The organism is Alteromonas sp. AO-Serp, assembly GCF_017849675.1.
GTDB classification, from domain to species: Bacteria; Pseudomonadota; Gammaproteobacteria; order Enterobacterales; family Alteromonadaceae; genus Alteromonas; species Alteromonas macleodii.
The window spans coordinates 1-15,972 of record NZ_JAFLMX010000291.1 but is presented as its reverse complement, the minus strand read 5'-3'; the positions used below and the strand labels follow the sequence as shown (position 1 = coordinate 15,972).

General features: G+C 42.8%; 16 protein-coding genes. 10 read left to right on the top strand and 6 right to left on the bottom strand.

All coding sequences use genetic code 11. From position 1 onward, the window contains the following. Positions 1 to 206 (top strand): hypothetical protein (locus tag QVA83_RS19035; RefSeq protein WP_287498812.1); only part of this gene is annotated, 206 nt, incomplete at its 5' end. Positions 207 to 419: 213 nt separating this feature from the next. On the opposite strand, the gene QVA83_RS19030 is transcribed toward QVA83_RS19035, so the two are convergent. Together QVA83_RS19030 and QVA83_RS19025 are read right to left on the bottom strand one after the other, a co-directional pair. Then, entirely contained in the window at positions 420 to 1,946 is a 1,527-nt protein-coding gene (locus tag QVA83_RS19030; protein WP_039227748.1) for a DUF3413 domain-containing protein, read from the bottom strand. 8 nt (positions 1,947 to 1,954) lie between these two features. After that, positions 1,955 to 2,173 (bottom strand): YejL family protein, encoded by a 219-nt coding sequence (locus QVA83_RS19025; protein WP_014949499.1) that lies wholly within the window; start codon positions 2,171 to 2,173, stop codon positions 1,955 to 1,957. A gap of 159 nt (positions 2,174 to 2,332) precedes the next feature. On the opposite strand from QVA83_RS19025, the gene yejK reads away from it, so the two are divergent. The 3 genes from yejK to QVA83_RS19010 all read left to right on the top strand — a co-directional run bounded on the left by yejK (position 2,333) and on the right by QVA83_RS19010 (position 5,328). Further along, positions 2,333 to 3,439: a nucleoid-associated protein YejK gene (gene yejK, locus QVA83_RS19020; RefSeq protein ID WP_014949500.1), complete on the top strand. Its 1,107-nt coding sequence runs from the start codon at positions 2,333 to 2,335 to the stop codon at positions 3,437 to 3,439. A 66-nt stretch (positions 3,440 to 3,505) separates the two neighbouring features. Continuing rightward, complete coding sequence (locus QVA83_RS19015; RefSeq protein ID WP_014949501.1) at positions 3,506 to 4,381, top strand: 6-carboxytetrahydropterin synthase; 876 nt, start codon at positions 3,506 to 3,508, stop codon at positions 4,379 to 4,381. 38 nt (positions 4,382 to 4,419) lie between these two features. After that, the gene (locus tag QVA83_RS19010) at positions 4,420 to 5,328 is read left to right on the top strand and encodes a M23 family metallopeptidase (protein ID WP_156078356.1); all 909 of its coding nucleotides are present in this window, start codon (positions 4,420 to 4,422) and stop codon (positions 5,326 to 5,328) included. A 96-nt stretch (positions 5,329 to 5,424) separates the two neighbouring features. Here the strand turns inward: QVA83_RS19010 and QVA83_RS19005 are convergent, their stop codons facing one another. Then, positions 5,425 to 7,251, bottom strand: coding sequence for a M61 family metallopeptidase (locus QVA83_RS19005; RefSeq protein WP_287498811.1), 1,827 nt, complete (start codon positions 7,249 to 7,251; stop codon positions 5,425 to 5,427). A 192-nt stretch (positions 7,252 to 7,443) separates the two neighbouring features. Here QVA83_RS19005 and QVA83_RS19000 point away from each other — a divergent pair, with 192 nt between their 5' ends. The 4 genes from QVA83_RS19000 to QVA83_RS18985 all read left to right on the top strand — a co-directional run bounded on the left by QVA83_RS19000 (position 7,444) and on the right by QVA83_RS18985 (position 10,699). Continuing rightward, positions 7,444 to 8,127, top strand: a complete 684-nt coding sequence (locus QVA83_RS19000; protein ID WP_014949504.1) for a PilZ domain-containing protein — start codon at positions 7,444 to 7,446, stop codon at positions 8,125 to 8,127. A 60-nt stretch (positions 8,128 to 8,187) separates the two neighbouring features. Beyond that, a complete protein-coding gene (locus tag QVA83_RS18995) occupies positions 8,188 to 8,649 on the top strand; it encodes an Mpo1 family 2-hydroxy fatty acid dioxygenase (RefSeq protein WP_014949505.1) in 462 nt (153 codons plus the stop codon). A 147-nt stretch (positions 8,650 to 8,796) separates the two neighbouring features. Beyond that, the gene (locus QVA83_RS18990; protein ID WP_014949506.1) at positions 8,797 to 9,870 is read left to right on the top strand and encodes a sensor histidine kinase; all 1,074 of its coding nucleotides are present in this window, start codon (positions 8,797 to 8,799) and stop codon (positions 9,868 to 9,870) included. Position 9,871: 1 nt separating this feature from the next. Then, entirely contained in the window at positions 9,872 to 10,699 is an 828-nt protein-coding gene (locus tag QVA83_RS18985; RefSeq protein ID WP_014949507.1) for a LytR/AlgR family response regulator transcription factor, read from the top strand. A 112-nt stretch (positions 10,700 to 10,811) separates the two neighbouring features. On the opposite strand, the gene QVA83_RS18980 is transcribed toward QVA83_RS18985, so the two are convergent. Then, on the bottom strand, positions 10,812 to 11,816 hold the full coding sequence (locus QVA83_RS18980) for an ATP-dependent 6-phosphofructokinase (protein WP_287498810.1): 1,005 nt from the start codon (positions 11,814 to 11,816) through the stop codon (positions 10,812 to 10,814). 177 nt (positions 11,817 to 11,993) lie between these two features. Here QVA83_RS18980 and QVA83_RS18975 point away from each other — a divergent pair, with 177 nt between their 5' ends. After that, on the top strand, positions 11,994 to 12,836 hold the full coding sequence (locus tag QVA83_RS18975; protein WP_156078359.1) for a DUF6279 family lipoprotein: 843 nt from the start codon (positions 11,994 to 11,996) through the stop codon (positions 12,834 to 12,836). Positions 12,837 to 12,956: 120 nt separating this feature from the next. Here QVA83_RS18975 and QVA83_RS18970 read toward each other — a convergent pair whose 3' ends face one another. Together QVA83_RS18970 and QVA83_RS18965 are read right to left on the bottom strand one after the other, a co-directional pair. Further along, positions 12,957 to 13,502 carry a hypothetical protein gene (locus QVA83_RS18970; protein ID WP_039227739.1) on the bottom strand — a complete coding sequence of 182 codons (546 nt, stop codon included), beginning with the start codon at positions 13,500 to 13,502 and terminating at the stop codon, positions 12,957 to 12,959. Between the two features lie 19 nt (positions 13,503 to 13,521). Continuing rightward, positions 13,522 to 15,162 (bottom strand): response regulator, encoded by a 1,641-nt coding sequence (locus tag QVA83_RS18965; protein WP_156078360.1) that lies wholly within the window; start codon positions 15,160 to 15,162, stop codon positions 13,522 to 13,524. Between the two features lie 121 nt (positions 15,163 to 15,283). Between QVA83_RS18965 and QVA83_RS18960 the strand changes: the two genes are divergently transcribed. After that, entirely contained in the window at positions 15,284 to 15,838 is a 555-nt protein-coding gene (locus tag QVA83_RS18960; RefSeq protein ID WP_156078361.1) for a VC2046/SO_2500 family protein, read from the top strand. Positions 15,839 to 15,972: the final 134 nt, after the last annotated feature.

Below are 15,972 nucleotides of genomic sequence, written 5' to 3'. Positions count from 1 at the left end.
ACGGACATTTTAAACTCGCCCTTCGGGAAGGTCTGGCAAGCTTCCTAACTTCATTCTGGGAATTTGAAAGGGAACAGCCATTCCTGCATTCCCACGCTTCGCTAGGAAACTTGCCAGCACCTTCTGAGTGGGCAATTATCTTTGCGGATTGGTATATAGTGGATTACCCATCGGATTCAATGGTGGGTAGACATCCACACCTCTAGCTAGATGGCCTAAAACTATAGTCTTTATTAGTTTGCGACCTTAATACAGTGTGTTGCGAGAACCCGTTTGGGCCGGTGTTTCGTTAAGTGCTGGTTTTCTAGGTTATTTATGCAAAACAATTAGATGAGTGGTTATGCGTAACCTATCTTGGGTGGTTGTACATAACACCGAAGCGCTTAACGGCAGACTTTCCTTAGTCTGCCGCCAGAATTTTAATTCTGTGTTGAGAATCGTGATAGGTGTTTAATAGCCTGACTTAATAAATCGACATTTAGCGCTTCTTTGCTGCGCTTGCCGGTCGCCATGTCGCTTATTTCATAGCTGCCGTTACTAAGTACGTCAGTACGTTTATTGTCATGGAACACAACAATGCGTTCACCAGAGGTGCTAACTAGCCATGGTCTTGAAGGAGAAAGTAAGCTTTGGCCAGTAGAATAAAACGTAGCAGGGGCGTTACATCCCAATGCTCCTAAAATGGTAGGCGCTAAATCTTCCGTGCTGGCTAAGCTAGCATTCAGTTTAAGGGTACTGTACAGCGTGCCTTTGCCACTTTCGCTACCAAAGCCAGTTGCAACAATCACATCGTGTTTACGCGCTAACGTGTTTTTCACATAGCTTTCGATATCAGCACTCTTCAAAAACGCAATATGCAAACCATCATGATTGTTGCTCAGTGGTTGCAAATATCCCGCTAATTGAGGCAACGGCAACGCTTCATCGCTGTGGATAGAGACCGGCATGCCAGACCCCAATGGAAGCGCTAATAACACCGGACGCTTTTGAGATAAAGCGTCTTGGTATATTTCGGGAACACCAAATAGCGTAGTAGTCATTAAGCCTTCTATGCTGCTGGCGGTCGAATAGTAATTGGCTACTTTGTTTAAGGTGTTGCGCTTAATGTTACTTAAGTCCACCACCTGTTCGTTATCAGTCTGGACAACCACGGTTAAGTTTCTATTAGTTTCAATAGAACAATAAACCGGCTCGGCTGGGTAAGTGATATTGTGAATATCAGGGTTGAACTGAAGTTGTTTTCTTTCTTCATAAGCCGCTAAGTCAAGCAAGCCATAACGCGACATCGTCGTTTTAGCAGTCGCAGGATAAGAAAGCGGAAACATGTTGTCCTGCTTGATGATAGGTTGATACAACTTGGCATCAGCCCACACGTGTATAGCGTGACTGGTAACAAAACAGCTGACAAAAAATGTAGTAACAGGGATGCCCACTTTATGGCGAGTGAAGCGTTCAACACGTTTCCAGATTGCATTGGCTAAGACCAGCTGGAAGCCAAGCCAAACGATAAACAGAAGAAATAAAAATGCCCACTGTTGCCAGCTTTCTATCGCCATTGTTGACTGAGCTTCACTGCGCAGTAAATCCGCGGCGTGAAAGCTAATATGGAAGCCTGTGCGATTAAATAGCAACGCATCGAAAGCCAAGAGCGCTAGCCCCACAGCTGCAATAATAGACGCGCTGACCTTTATGACTCTGGGGTTGTTAACCAAATAGCAAAGAGGGAGAATAAAAATGACAAAGCCAAAAAAGGTCATAAAACCAATATGACCGAACCAGTTGGCTAGAAGATACAAGGTGCCGACACCTGTGCCAGGCATAGGTGATGAGAAAACAAAAATCGAGGCAATAACTATGGCGATGATAATGTTCGCCAAGGCAAACCAATGCCCCCAATTTACCAGTTTAGTAACACGCTGGCGACGAGGTGATTCGGCAAGTATCATGCAATCCCTTAGCTATTTTTAACGCTTTTCTTGAGTACGTCGGCAAATTGCGTTGCCATGGCTTCGCGATTTTCAGGGGCTACCTGAGTATTTAAAATGTGCGTAATGACATTTCCTAATACCATAAGTGAAAGATCGCGGTTTGCACCGCCTTCTTCAAGGGTTAGAATAACGTTATTCATTAGCGTTTCGAATTCGTCGTTGCTATAGCGGCTCTGTTGGGGCATTGCTACGCCTCTTTTTTATGATTTCTTTGATAAAAAGAATGGTTTTACACGTAAAATGATTATAATCGTTGTTTGAGTGAGTACAATCATTCATTCTAAAATCCCGCAATTCTTTGGATATTTCTGACACTTTTTAAGCAACAGGACACCCGATACTCTATGAGTGCACTGATTCATCACTTTGTTGTACATCGTTTGATTGTAAACAAAGAAGAGAAAATTGAAGCAATTCCACGTGACAACTGCTTAGCTGTTACTCCGGAAATCGAGCTTCTTGCCCATCAAATAAACCACAGTTTCAATGCTAAACCTGGAAAAGGGGTTGGCCACTTCGTGAAGGAAGTTACCCGTGAAGCAAAAGTGGAGAACGAAGATGGCGAAGCGACTACGCAAAAAAGCACCGAGAACGTAGCAGAGTTCGCGGAAGGCCTTAAGCAATACATGGATATTCAAAAAGCGGCGGGTGATAACGTTGAAGATGCATTCCATGCGTTTTCGGTATCAGCGACCAATCGCTTAGTTCGCACTTTGGCAGAAACGGGTACGGTTGAGACCGGTTTTCTTATTTTCTGCCAGTATGAGTATTTAGCCACACAGTATTTGATGATTGCATTGTTAAATACCCGCTCGCACGTTGAAGTGACAAACTCTTTAGACCTTTCCGCGCGTGAACACTTGGATTTAGCAAAAATGCAGCTCGCTGTACGGTTCGATTTAACCCAGTGGGATATTCAGCCAGAACAGCAGCGTTACGTTAGTTTTATTAAAGGTAGAATGGGACGTAAGGTATCAGACTTCTTTATGCAGTTTGTAGGCTGCGAAGAGCTGGTTGATGTTAAACAGCAAAATAAACAATTGATTTCTACAGTTGATGCCTACCTAGCCAGTGAGTCACTAGACCCGCAAGAGCAGCACCAGCATAGAGAAGAAGTTAAATCATACTTTAAAGAAAAGATTGATGCGGGCGAGAGTTTATCGGTAGATGAACTGGCTAACCGACTCCCACAAAATGAAGAAACTAGCAGTAACTTTTCTGCGTTCACACAGTCTATGGAAGTACCGCTTGAAAAAGAAATTCAGCCAGACCCTGCAGCGCTGAAACAACTTGCTAAATTTACCGGTCAGGGCGGTGGTATATCGCTTAGCTTCGAACGCAAATTAATGGGCGATCGGGTATTTTACGACCCAGCTACGGATACGCTAACAATCCGTGGAATTCCACCTAATTTAAAAGATCAGCTTAATCGCCAATCTTCAATGGACTAGTCGCTGCGAAGCAAAGATAAAAAACGTATACTAGTTAGTAGAATATAAACTCGATTCAAGGGTGTTATGCAATTATTTGTAAATGATTTGACAGTGATGGACTTCTCTTACCTTTGCCCAAAACGCGGCATGGTAGGGGAAAGCTGGATTGTCGATGTGATTTTGGACGGTGAGCTCAACGAAGAGAGCATGGTTCAAGACTTTGGTCACGTGAAAAAGAACTTAAAGCGACTAATCGACGAATATGTTGATCACAAGTTGCTTGTACCTGCTGAATACAGCGGTTCAGAGGTTATTCACGACGACGATTCTGAACAGGTAGAAGCGCGCTTTACCTGCATTGATGGGCGTAGCATCATGCTACATTGCCCCGCTGAAGCTTATGCATTTGTTTATTCTGATGAGATAAACATGGAATCTGTTGGCGTTTACTTAAAAGAAGTATTGGCGACTCATCTTCCAGAAAACGTTGAAAACATTACGCTGCATTTACGTGAGGAAGTCATTAATTCTCCGTATTATCACTATACCCACGGGCTTAAAAAGCACGATGGTAATTGTCAGCGCATAGCGCACGGTCACCGTTCGCGTATTGATATTATCCTTGACGGCAAAGTGTGTGTTGAAAGTCAGCAGTATTGGGCTGACCGTTGGGCCGACATCTATATAGCAACCCGTGAAGACGAAATAGCGTACAGCGACAGAAAGCTTAAAGGTCAAGTATCAAATGAAGCGGATTACTACTGTTTTGCTTACGAGTCGTCACAGGGCTATTTTGAACTATTAATTCCTAAGTCAGATTGTGAAGTCATCGAAACCGACTCAACAGTTGAGTGTTTGGCGCAGTATCTGCTTGAAGAGCAGAAGAAACGCACGCCTGATGGCGTTTGCCAAGTTATTGCTTATGAGGGCGTAGGTAAAGGCGCCACAGTAAAGGGTTAACATTCGACTACTGCTCGTTATAGAGAAAGGAAACATCTATGGCATTCACGCTTTCAAAAAACGCATTGCATAGCGCACTATCTCGTGTAATGAGTTGTGTAGTGGCAATTAGCACAGTTGCCTCTATGCCATTTGCTTACGCAGATGTAGAGTTAAACGGCCAAAACGAAGCGTTATCTAGTCAAGAGCAAGTAAACGTTGTGTTGAACGGTAAGTTTACGCAAGGTGCCTTACTGCGCGGGCAAGCTCCCGCTGGGGCCAAAGTAACGCTTAATGGCGAAACTGTTCAAACCAACAAAGACGGAAAATTTGTTGTTGGCTTTGAACGGGAAGCGCCGCTGCAGCAAACGTTAGTTGTAAAATTAGATAACGGCCAAAAGTGGCAGCGAGACATTACCCTTGAAAAACGCGAATACAACATTCAGCGAATTGACGGGCTAGAGCAAAAAATGGTTTCTCCGCCAGCAGAAGTGACGGCGCGTATTAAGCAAGACAATATCAACGTAGCTAACGCGCGAAGCGGTAATACTGATTTAGATGCATTATTCACCCGGTTTGAATGGCCTGCGAAAGGCGTTATTTCCGGTGTTTACGGTAGTCAGCGCATTCTAAATGGCGTGCCGAAATGGCCGCATTATGGTTTGGACATCGCCAATGAAACGGGCACGCCTGTGTATGCACCTGTTGATGGTGTGGTAACAATGGCTGATGATCTCTATTATTCGGGTAACACCTTGATTCTCGACCACGGCATGCGCGTGTTTTCAACGTTTCTTCATATGGATACTATTACGGTAGAAGTGGGTGAAACCGTTAAGCAAGGCGAGCAGATTGGAACGATAGGTTCAACAGGGCGCTCTACAGGCCCGCATCTGGATTGGCGTATTAATTTGGGCAACACTCGTTTAGACCCACAGACTATCATTTCGGGGTCTCCCGAAGAGTAACCATTAATTTGATTTAGCTTTAACAGTCATAAAGAAAAAGGCGCTTTCAGGTAAACTCTCAAAGCGCCTTTTTAGTTTTTACGCGACAGGGCGGAGTTATTTTCCCAGCCACTGATTAAGCTTTTCTTCATCAGTGATTTCAAAGTAAGCCATTTCTTTTCTTGCCTGAGTTACCTCAAGAGGCAGGGTTAGAAGCCGCCCGTCTCGAATAAGCGTTAACTCTACCTGCGACGTTTGGGCATTATCTAATAGGCGCTGAAGCTTCTGGGCATTAACAATGTGGCCGTTTAACGCAATGATGACATCGTTTAAAAGAACACCTGCCTTCATTGCGGCAAGACCCTCAAATACCTGCATTACCGTAAGTCCGAAGGTAGCTGGCTTTAACGTAGCGCCAAGCTGATTTTTAATAGCAGGCAGCGAGGAGGCACCGCCTTTATCTTCACCTGACACGCGAGCACGAACCGCATAGTTAACACCCATTTCAGATACTAACGAAGCCAATTCTACATCGTCTGTGCCATACACCACGCGATTTAAGTATTCTGAAACATCAATGCCAAAATGCGTTGTACATAGATTTTGGATCACGTCATCAGGCGTACCTTTTTCATCCACGCCATAGTGTTTCCACAATAACTGCATCAAGGTATCTAAATTCACTTGTTCGTTTGACTGCTTACGAAGGAGTAAATCTAACCCAAGGGCGATAATGCCTCCCTTGGTGTAATAACTTACGATATTGTTAGTAGCGCTCGCATCTTGCTTATAGAATTTTGTCCATGCGTCGAAACTACTTTCAGCTGCACTTTGTTTAAAACGACCAGCGTTTTGCAAAAGTCGACTGACATTTTGCGCAACAATATCGAGGTATTTCTGTGGTTCAATAACGCCGGCTCTAGCAAGGGTGACGTCATCATAGAAACTGGTAAAGCCTTCATAAATCCACAGCTGATTGGTGTATGTTTCCTGAGATAAGTCTGGTTTCACCATTACGCTAGGTTTAATGCGCTTAACATGCCATGTGTGGAAAAACTCATGGCTGCACAAACTTAAGAATGTGATGTAGCTGTCGGTTTTTTTCACACTTTCACCAACTTGAGGAAGGTCGAAGCGAGGGTAAAGAAGGGCAGTTGAGTGCTTATGCTCTAAACCGCCGAACCCATTGTCGGCAAGCAGCGTCATAAACAGGTAGTTATTAATAGGTTGTGGAGCACCAAACAAATCTAGGTGGTGCTTGCAAATTGGCGTTAAGTCATTTGCTATGCGCTCATAATCAATATTGTTGTTACCTGAGAAAAGTAACGTAAACGTAATGCCGTCAACCTCAAAGCTGTGAGTGTCTGCAATGCCCACATAAATGGGATGATCAATGAGCTCATCGTAATTTTTTTCAACGAAGTGCCACCGAGATGGGCTTGTGCTTTCACATCGAGAAGGCATTGACGTATAAGCCTTCCAATTCGAGGTTGCAGAATCGCTGTCGTTAAGCTCAATGTCCACCTCACACGGCACATTCTCGAAGCCGTAAACGTTTAGAAACGCACTGGTTCCATTTATAAACGCATATTGGTCGTTCATAAAAGCAGAGCGAATAGATAAGTCGTTGGCATAAACCGAGTAAACGACCGTACACGGTTTTCCATCTGTGTCTACACGCCAAGTTTGTTTATCGAGCTTAGTTACCGAAAGGCTATAAACGCTTCTATCGCCAACAGTTTCATTACTATGACCTTCAGAAGTGTTTGCAGTTAGCTCGATAATGCTTTTGGCAAAATCGCGCACCATGTAGCTTCCCGGGATCCAGCTTGGAAGGCTAAGCTCAATTGATGAGCCAGAATGCTCAGGTATTTGCAGCGCGACAGTAAATTGATGGGCACGCCAATTGGAAATAGTTAACGTATAGCGAAGAGCAGAGGTCATAAACGTCCGAAAAGATAAGCAAAACTATCCCTCAACTATATCAACCTATTTAGTTAATCCCAATAGATTGCCTGCTACTAAGGGGCAATATTTAAGTTTATTGAACATGGTTTTCAATCGTAGTATTGATAAGTTTTTGTTTGATGCGTACATTGAGTTAAATGACATTAAATCCAGCAATAACAAATACAAATGGCTGAAAAAATACAAAGCAATTTACTAAGCGAAGATAATTTGGAATCGTTGCGTACGCTGGTACCCGGCGATACAGTAGATTTACAAATTGCTATGCCTGCAGCGCCAAAGCGTGTGAAGACTGATTACATAGGCATGCTTATTGATGAATGTTTGCTTTTTCATATTCCAACATCGGCGAAGTGGATTACCGTTAGGGATGCTCTGACTGTTGGCAACGATATCGTGGTGCGTTCTGTGCTTGAGGGCGATACTGGCCAGGTTATTGCGTTTAAAGTGAAAGTACTCAAATTGCTTTCAAAGCCATCAGGCTTACTTATTACAACCTTCCCAAAACGTATTGAAAGTATAGGGCTTCGCGCTGTAAAGCGTGCTCAACTTGGCGTTTCAGTAACGTTAGAAGCTGACGTTTATCCCAGTGACGAAAACGTAACGGGGATCATCATAGATTTAAGTGAAAAAGGGTGCAAAGTAGCGTTACAGGTCAAGCCAAATTGGCCGGTAATGCTCGATGAAGCTGAGGTTAAGCTAAACTATTCGTTGGACGGTAAAGAAGTAGCGCTTACTGCAAAAGTTAAAAATCATAAGCTTGATAGTGATGTGGTTTATTATGGGCTCGCCTTTACCTGTGAAGAAAAATTGATAAAAACGCTGTTGTCCCGACACACATTGTTAACGTAGGAAAACAATAGTTGGGTGCTCTTTAGATAATAATCAAAATAACAGGCTAAGGGGATCTACATGAGAAGTATTGAGCGACTTTTAATGCAGTACGGTGAAAGCCACCAAAACAAGACCAACGTTATCATCCATGCTATTGCCGTACCCAGCATCTATTTTGTAACGATAGGTTTGCTGTGGAGTTTGCCGGTACCTGAAATGATAGCGCAGTTCGATATAACGTGGGCGCATATCATAGCGGTTCCCGTATTGTATTATTATTTTATGTTGTCTGGTCCGATTGGGGCTGCAATGACCCTCTTAACTATACTGTGTTTCGGTGCAGTTAATACCCTAGACCACTTCAGTATCTCAGTATGGTTATTTTCTCTTGTACTGTTTGTCGTTATGTGGATTTTGCAGTTTATTGGCCATCATATCGAGGGCAAAAAGCCTTCGTTTTTTGACGATTTGCGCTTCTTGCTGGTTGGCCCAGCCTGGTGGTGGGTGCACTGGCTGAAAAGAATGAATATCAGTTACTGAGCTTAATCAGCGAATTGATATAGCCAAAACATGTCTAATTTCAAGATTTTGCCCTGCGACAAGAAGCATAAGGGGCACGACCAAGGCGCTTGGGTCGTGGCAAGGCTTGCGTATAATCTTCTTATAAGTTTTTAAATTGGTAATATTGTGAGTCGCTTTCAGCGTGTAATAGAAAGTAATGAACGTTTATTTTGGACATTGCACAGTGCAGGCTGGGCAGGGTTCGCAATAATTTATTACATCGGATCTTTTCTCCATGATGTTCGACCCATTTGGGTTTTCATCATCATGCTTAATGCCTATGCAGGATGGTTGCTAACCATTCCGCTTCGCTACATCTATCGATGGGCAAGAAAGCAATCACCGCTCAACATGATCATCATAGTGATTGTGTCGTGCTACTTAATTGCTTTGCTATGGGCCGTGGTAAAAAACATTAACTACTGGGAAATCTACAAGCACGGATATCGCCCAGACGAATGGTATATGTATTTTACCAACACTATTAACTCGCTAATAATGGTGGGGTGTTGGAGTGGTGTGTACTTTGGCATCAAGAACTTCCAAATGCTTCAAAAAGAGAAGCAGAACGCGCTAAAGGCGAGTACCATGGCGCACCAAGCTCACATAAAGATGTTGCGCTATCAACTCAACCCGCATTTTCTCTTCAATACGCTTAACGCTATCTCAACCCTTATTCTTTTAAAAGAGAACGACACAGCAGAAGCGATGGTGTCGCGTTTGAGTGACTTTCTACGTTATTCATTAGACAACGACCCGATAAAGCGAGTACCGCTAGGTCAGGAAATAAAGGCATTACGACTCTATCTAGAGATAGAGAAGGTACGTTTTGACGATCGTCTAGAAGTACTATGGGACATCGATGAAGGGTGTGAAAGTGCACTTGTGCCGAGCATGATTTTGCAGCCCATTATTGAAAACTCAATAAAGCACGCCATATCTAAGATGGAAAATGGTGGACGTATAGCGATTACGGCACGTACATTTGGCAATGATTTGTTAATGGATGTTGCCGATAACGGCCCTGGTGCAGATATCAAAGACGGAACACTTAGTCGAGAAAACGGCGTAGGCCTAGCCAATATAAAAGAGCGTTTGCAATCCCTCTATCATCGTAATTTTGCATTCTCTATAGAACACAATCAGCCTTCAGGCGTGCGAGTTAGAATACGCATTCCCTATGAAGTTAAGGACGTATAACATGACAAAGCAAGTGATTAAAACCATTGTAGTGGACGACGAACCTTTAGCACGCAAGGGCCTTCGTGCCAGGTTAGAGCGTCATGATGATGTGCAGGTGCTTGCAGAGTGTCAGAACGGCCTAGAGGCTGTAAGTAGCATTTCTCAACATCGTCCAGATTTGGTGTTCTTAGATATTCAAATGCCTGGCTTAAACGGCTTTCAGGTTATTCACAAGTTGCGCGAACTGAAACAGCCCATTCCCATGATCGTTTTCGTAACTGCTTATGACAGCTACGCAATAAAAGCGTTTGACGTGCATGCTTTAGATTATCTGTTAAAACCAGCAGACGACGAGCGCTTGGGGGCGGCGTTAAACAAAGTACGTGAATATTACTCAACTCAGCATCAAGATGAGCAGTCACAAAAATTGGTAAGCCTTGTTGCCGAACTTACTGGTGATGATTGCGAAGAGATTTTACGCAAGTTAGCTAATGGTGAGCCGGTTGAAACCAATCCATACCCAGATGTATTGGCTATTAAAGATGGCTCAGAAGTAACGCGCGTAAACGTTCAAGACATTCAATGGATTGATGCTGCAGGTGATTATATGTGCGTTCACGCACTGGATGGCATGCATATAATGCGCAAAACCATGAAAGAACTTGAGCAGGAACTAAACCCACAGTTCTTTGTTCGAGTGCACCGTTCAGCTATTGCTAATATCCGTTTTGTTAAAAAGTTAGTGAGCCATATTAGTGGCGAATATCATTTAATACTTCAAAATGATACAGAACTTAAAGTGAGTCGCAGTCATCGTGATAAAGTGAAAGCGGCAATGAAGATGTAAAGAAGCTTGAGCATTAAGTACTAAAAGGCGGTGTTTTATTATAAAGCACCGCCTTTTTTGTTTTTTACAATCTATGAAAGTTTCAAGTTAAACAGCGTCTGAACCATCTTACTTAGTCGCAGCTGTATCTTTCGTTCATTAGGGTACGCATAGCGTCAACCCGGGCTTGATTGAGAGGCTTTGTTTCTTCCCAAGTTTTGGATAGGGGTACGGTAATAGGGCGCTGATTAACTTCACCAACCATTATGTTGGTGACTTCGCTTCCTACTAAGCTTATGGCGAATTCGCCAAGAGTAGTGGCGAGTAGTCGGTCCTGTGCTACCGGCGAGCCGCCACGTTGGACATGTCCCAAGGTTACTGGCCTAACGTCGTTGATATTGTGATACTGCAAAGCTTCGGTTAATCCTGTTAAGCCATTAGGCCAAACGTTTTCAGCTACTACAACAATAAAACTGACGGGCCCTTTCAGAGCACGCTGCGCTTTTATCTGGTTTACGATCTTTTTGATTTCAGTCTCAGCGGATTCAAAAAACTCAGGAACAACCACATAGTCAGCCGCAGCGGAAAGGGCACCATTTAATGCTAAAAAGCCAGCATTGCGACCCATTACTTCAACAAGGAAAATACGTTCGAACGCATCAGCTGTATCACGAACTTTATCGATAGAACTCATGGCGGTATCTATTGCGGTAAAGTAGCCTATAGTGGCATCAGTGCCCGCTATATCGTTATCAATTGTTCCCGGAATACCAAGAATCTGGCCATCCCATAGTTCGCTCAACTTTGCTGCGCCGCGAAAAGATCCGTCACCACCGATTACAATAAGTGTGTCGATCTCGGCCTGTCTCAAGTTATCAGCCGCTTTTATAAGCCCTTCACGATTTTTAAATTCTTTACACCTTGCGCTGTGTAGTATGGTGCCGCCTTGCTGGATAAGATTGTGCGTTGAATCAAGAGATAGAGGAATAAACTCTTGCTGTAGTAATCCATTGTAGCCGTGCTTGTAGCCAAGCAAGGTAAAATTAGCTTTCTGACACGCAATAATTGCGGCACGTATACATGCATTCATACCTGGGGCGTCGCCACCAGAGGTTAAAATTGCGACACGTTTTGACACATTAAAGTCCTTCTTTTTACAGGCAATGCCATTAAAGTAGAGTAAAGGCTGTGCAACGTAAAGTTCTCTATTGCGGATATTTATTGCGTAATATCAAAGTAAAATTCAAGTTTTCAGTACACAGCAATAAGCGTTTTTGCTTGTCACGACGTAACTAACGTAAAAAAAGGAAATACTATGCGTTCATTGTTGGTTGTTGTCTTTATTATTTTTCTTACTTCATGCAGTTCTAAGCTGGCTTATAACAACCTTGATTGGTGGGTGTATTGGTACATGGACGATTACATCGAGCTTAAAGGTGAGCAAGAGGAGAAGTTTGATGCGCATTTACAAAATTGGTTGAGCTGGCACAAGAAGAGTGAACTTACTCGTTATAAAGCGCAATTAGAGGATATAAAAAAGCAGATTCAGAATGACACCCTTAATTCGAGTATTGTTTATAACAACCTTGAGCTAGCTAGATCGCATTGGGAGCGCGTACGAGACGAGGTCAGTCCTGAACTAGCGGCTATAGCTAAAACACTCGATGATGAACAAGTTGTCACCCTATTTGCGGCATTAGAAAAAGACAATAAAGAAGAAGAGGAAGAGCGACAAGAGGCGCTGGAAAAGTCTGAAGCAGAGAGACTTAAAGATAGAATTGAGCGAATACAAGAAACAATAAGTGAGCGTATTGGAGATCTAAGTAAAGAGCAAAAACAAATTGTTAGCACCTACGCACAACAATTTATTTCTACAGATGACGCTTGGATAACGTATCGCAGAAACATTCAAAATGCGGCAAGAAAGCTATTCGTTTCGCGCAAGCAAAACGAAAGGTTTGAGCAAGAATTGGTGTCGCTAATGCAAAATCCGGATAATTATAAAAGCGATGTGTACAAGCAAAGTAGTGCTCATAATATGACTGTGACAGCAACGCTACTGGCCGAGATATTTTCAACTCTTTCAGAGAAACAGCGTCAAACACTGATTGAAAACGTGGATGAGCTAATCGAAACGGTTGATAATTTTATGGATTAATTAGTAATACTCTGGCTCAGTACACATTCAGCTCGGTCGATACAGTACTGGTCTTCTCGTAATACAAGAAGAAAAGTCCGACTTATGGTGGTAGCACTCAGTACTAAATAAGGTATTAAGTTATAATTCTTTCCAATCGATTTTAAGAACTTTACCTTCTTCGTTAGCAACGAAAAGGGGAAGTTCGGTCAATTTAGTGTTTTTTTGTTTTAATGTTTTAAGGTTCTCGTAGGAATACTGCCTCTGTATATGCCACTCTACCTTATTCCTTGATTTGTATTCTAAATCAATATTCCACCTACCCAGATAAGAAACCGCGCTTGGTTGAAGCGAGAAAAAGCAGCCATCGCATTCAGGTTTTTTAAAACGTCTTACCCCAATGTTCGAAAAAGCTGGAGTTATCGATTTTAGATAGTATTTGCCAGTTTTAACTTTGACGAGTTTTGGGAGGTGTTTCTCGTTAGCTTGACTACCCTCGAATTGCTGTGTGCTAGGTACTTTTAATCCGCGAATAACAAATATTTCACCACTGTTTAGCTCTTCAAATGTCATTCTGTGAATACCAGCATCGGCTAGTACAAAAGACTCGTTCTGACTTAGCGCCTGTTCATTGGCGCTAACCTCGTCGATTAAAATTGCCACCAGTAAAAAAACTAACAATCTCATAGCTCACCAGTTTTCTAATTCAAAAGCCAATATATTTAGAGAGTTCATCTCTAAGGTTGGTGTATTTTTCTTTGTAAGGCGCCTTAAGTGACATATCGTCAATCAATTTAAACAGCCGCTTACACTCATTAATGAGTTTCATTTCGGCTTTATCTTCTTTGATTGCAATTTGTAGAAGACATTGCAATAGATTAAGCGCAACCCCTGTATTTACAGGAGCAAAGCCTTGAGCAAGGGCAAACGAAGCTTTAGCACGTTCGTAATCTTGCTGCTGATAGTGTTGAATGCCTTCGCGGTTGAACTGTTGATAACTGGCTAAGTTTTTCTGAGCATTGAGGGCTTGCGCATCCAGCATGTTTAAACTGTTTTGGTCGAGCTCATCCTGTCTTGAAGTTAAAAGTGCATTCAATTGTAGCGCATCATCAAACTCCCCCAGTTTATACATAACGTTAATACTGTCAGGAATAAACGCGGTAGGAACTTCCGTGTACTTATCGTCAAGCAGTGTTTGTGACGTTGTTAAGTGGCGTTTGGCATCAATCAGTTTGCCGTCTATAGCGCTAATTCTAGCGTTGACGATTGTACCAAATATATCTACGTCAAAATCTCTGTCCATTTTTTGAAGATGTTCATCAAACTTTCCTCGTTGCAGAGTTAGTAATGCTTCTTGCTGATACTTATTGCGCTGGCGCTTGTCGTCTGCAAACTCTGCGACATCTAAAAGGCTTCGGATAATACCGCACCAGTGTAAACTTGTTTTGTGAACGGTTCGTTTCGATAAATCCCAGATCGCTTGGCTTGAACTCGCTGCCAGCACTAAATCGTCATTTTGCCGACCTATCTCACAGGCTTTGAAATGCCTGGGTAGGGAGTAGGGCGACAGTTTTATTGCCTCTTTTATTGCATCTAGTGCTTTGTCGCCAGCTGTGGTGGCTTGGTGTGCTTGCGCAAGAATATCGTGAGCGTCTGCATTGAACCGGTTTCGCTTTAGCGTTCTCTTGGCAATTAAAATCGCTTTCTCATATTCCTTTAAAAGCAAGTAAGTTTTTCCAATAGCTATTTGTGCCCACAGCACGGGTTTTCCGTCAATGTAGTCACGTAACACATCTAGCGCTTTATCGGGTTGCTTTATACGCCAGTATAGCTCGACTAATAGCTGTTCACAGTGACCTTTATAGTGGGAAGGGGAGTCAAGTAACGCTTCGATATGGTCGATCGCACTGTTTATTTCACCCTGTTCAACGAGACTAAACGCTTGCTGGAGAAACTGTCTTTTTTGCCACGCACGAACAATACGAGACTTCAGCTGAACTTGAGAAAAGGGCTTAATTAAAAAATCATCTGGTCTACGTTCAATACTGCCCAACACTACCGGTCGAGCGCTATCTGCGCTTATCAGAATGAACACCGATGTGGGACTGATAAGCCTTCGAGTGCGCAACTCTTCAATGAGCTCATAGCCATTTTTGTTGTCAGCTCCCAAGTGTAGATCACAAATGACAATATCAAACTTATGCTTTTTACATAGTGATACCGCTTGTTCAGCAGATGACTTCGTAACTACATCAGATGCGCCCATCGAATGCATCAGCCCCTTCAATAAAAGAAGGAAAGGGCGTTGGTCTTCAACAATCAGTACTTGTTTGTTGCTAAATTGCATTTCAAATCCATGAATGAGCGCGCGATTACTTTATAGGAGTATATCTAATTTTAGATAATAAGCTTAAGAAAAACATTATCTTGCCGAAAACATAAGTATACATATGAAGTTGTAAATAAGAATGTCGCAAGAAACTGTCGAAGCTCGTGAGCAAATACCTATTGACCCCAGTATATACTGGGAGCGCAGTGGTGTGCTTGCTAAAGCATCTGCGCAGGGAGCGTTGTTCTCTTTATATCTTGCTATGCAACAACATAGTGTGGCTGAGCCATTTGAAATTGAAGCGGTAGCGTCAGAATCTGATGATAAAAGCAGCATCGAATCCAAGCTTGCATCGTTAAATTATTATAGAAGACCATCGCTAGCCGCTAATGAAAGCGAATGGGACAGAATGCGCGTTTTGTCTGAGTTAGTCTCTCAAGACTATGCGGCAGCAAGATTATATTTAAGTATGAATCCCTCTCCGCTATCACAAACTGATGATGCTAAACGTCTACCCGACGATGTAGTAGATAATTGTAGTTTGGCAACACAAAAGCGGTTGAAAAAGGAATACGCTAACACCGTGAAGGAAGACAATACGCTGCTATACGATATCCTTTCATCACAAGATAAAGAATACCATTCACAACAAGAAAATTCGTCACACTTCACATCTTTTGAGAATATTGCATAGCAGTTGTTTCAATTCGTTGTTGCGTGCTAAGTTTGGGTTGACGTAGGAGCGCTAATTCGTATCCGCCCTAGTTTTTATCATTCCTTTTTGTTATATTGCGCGCCGCATTTTTGCACTGGTCTTACGCTCCAATC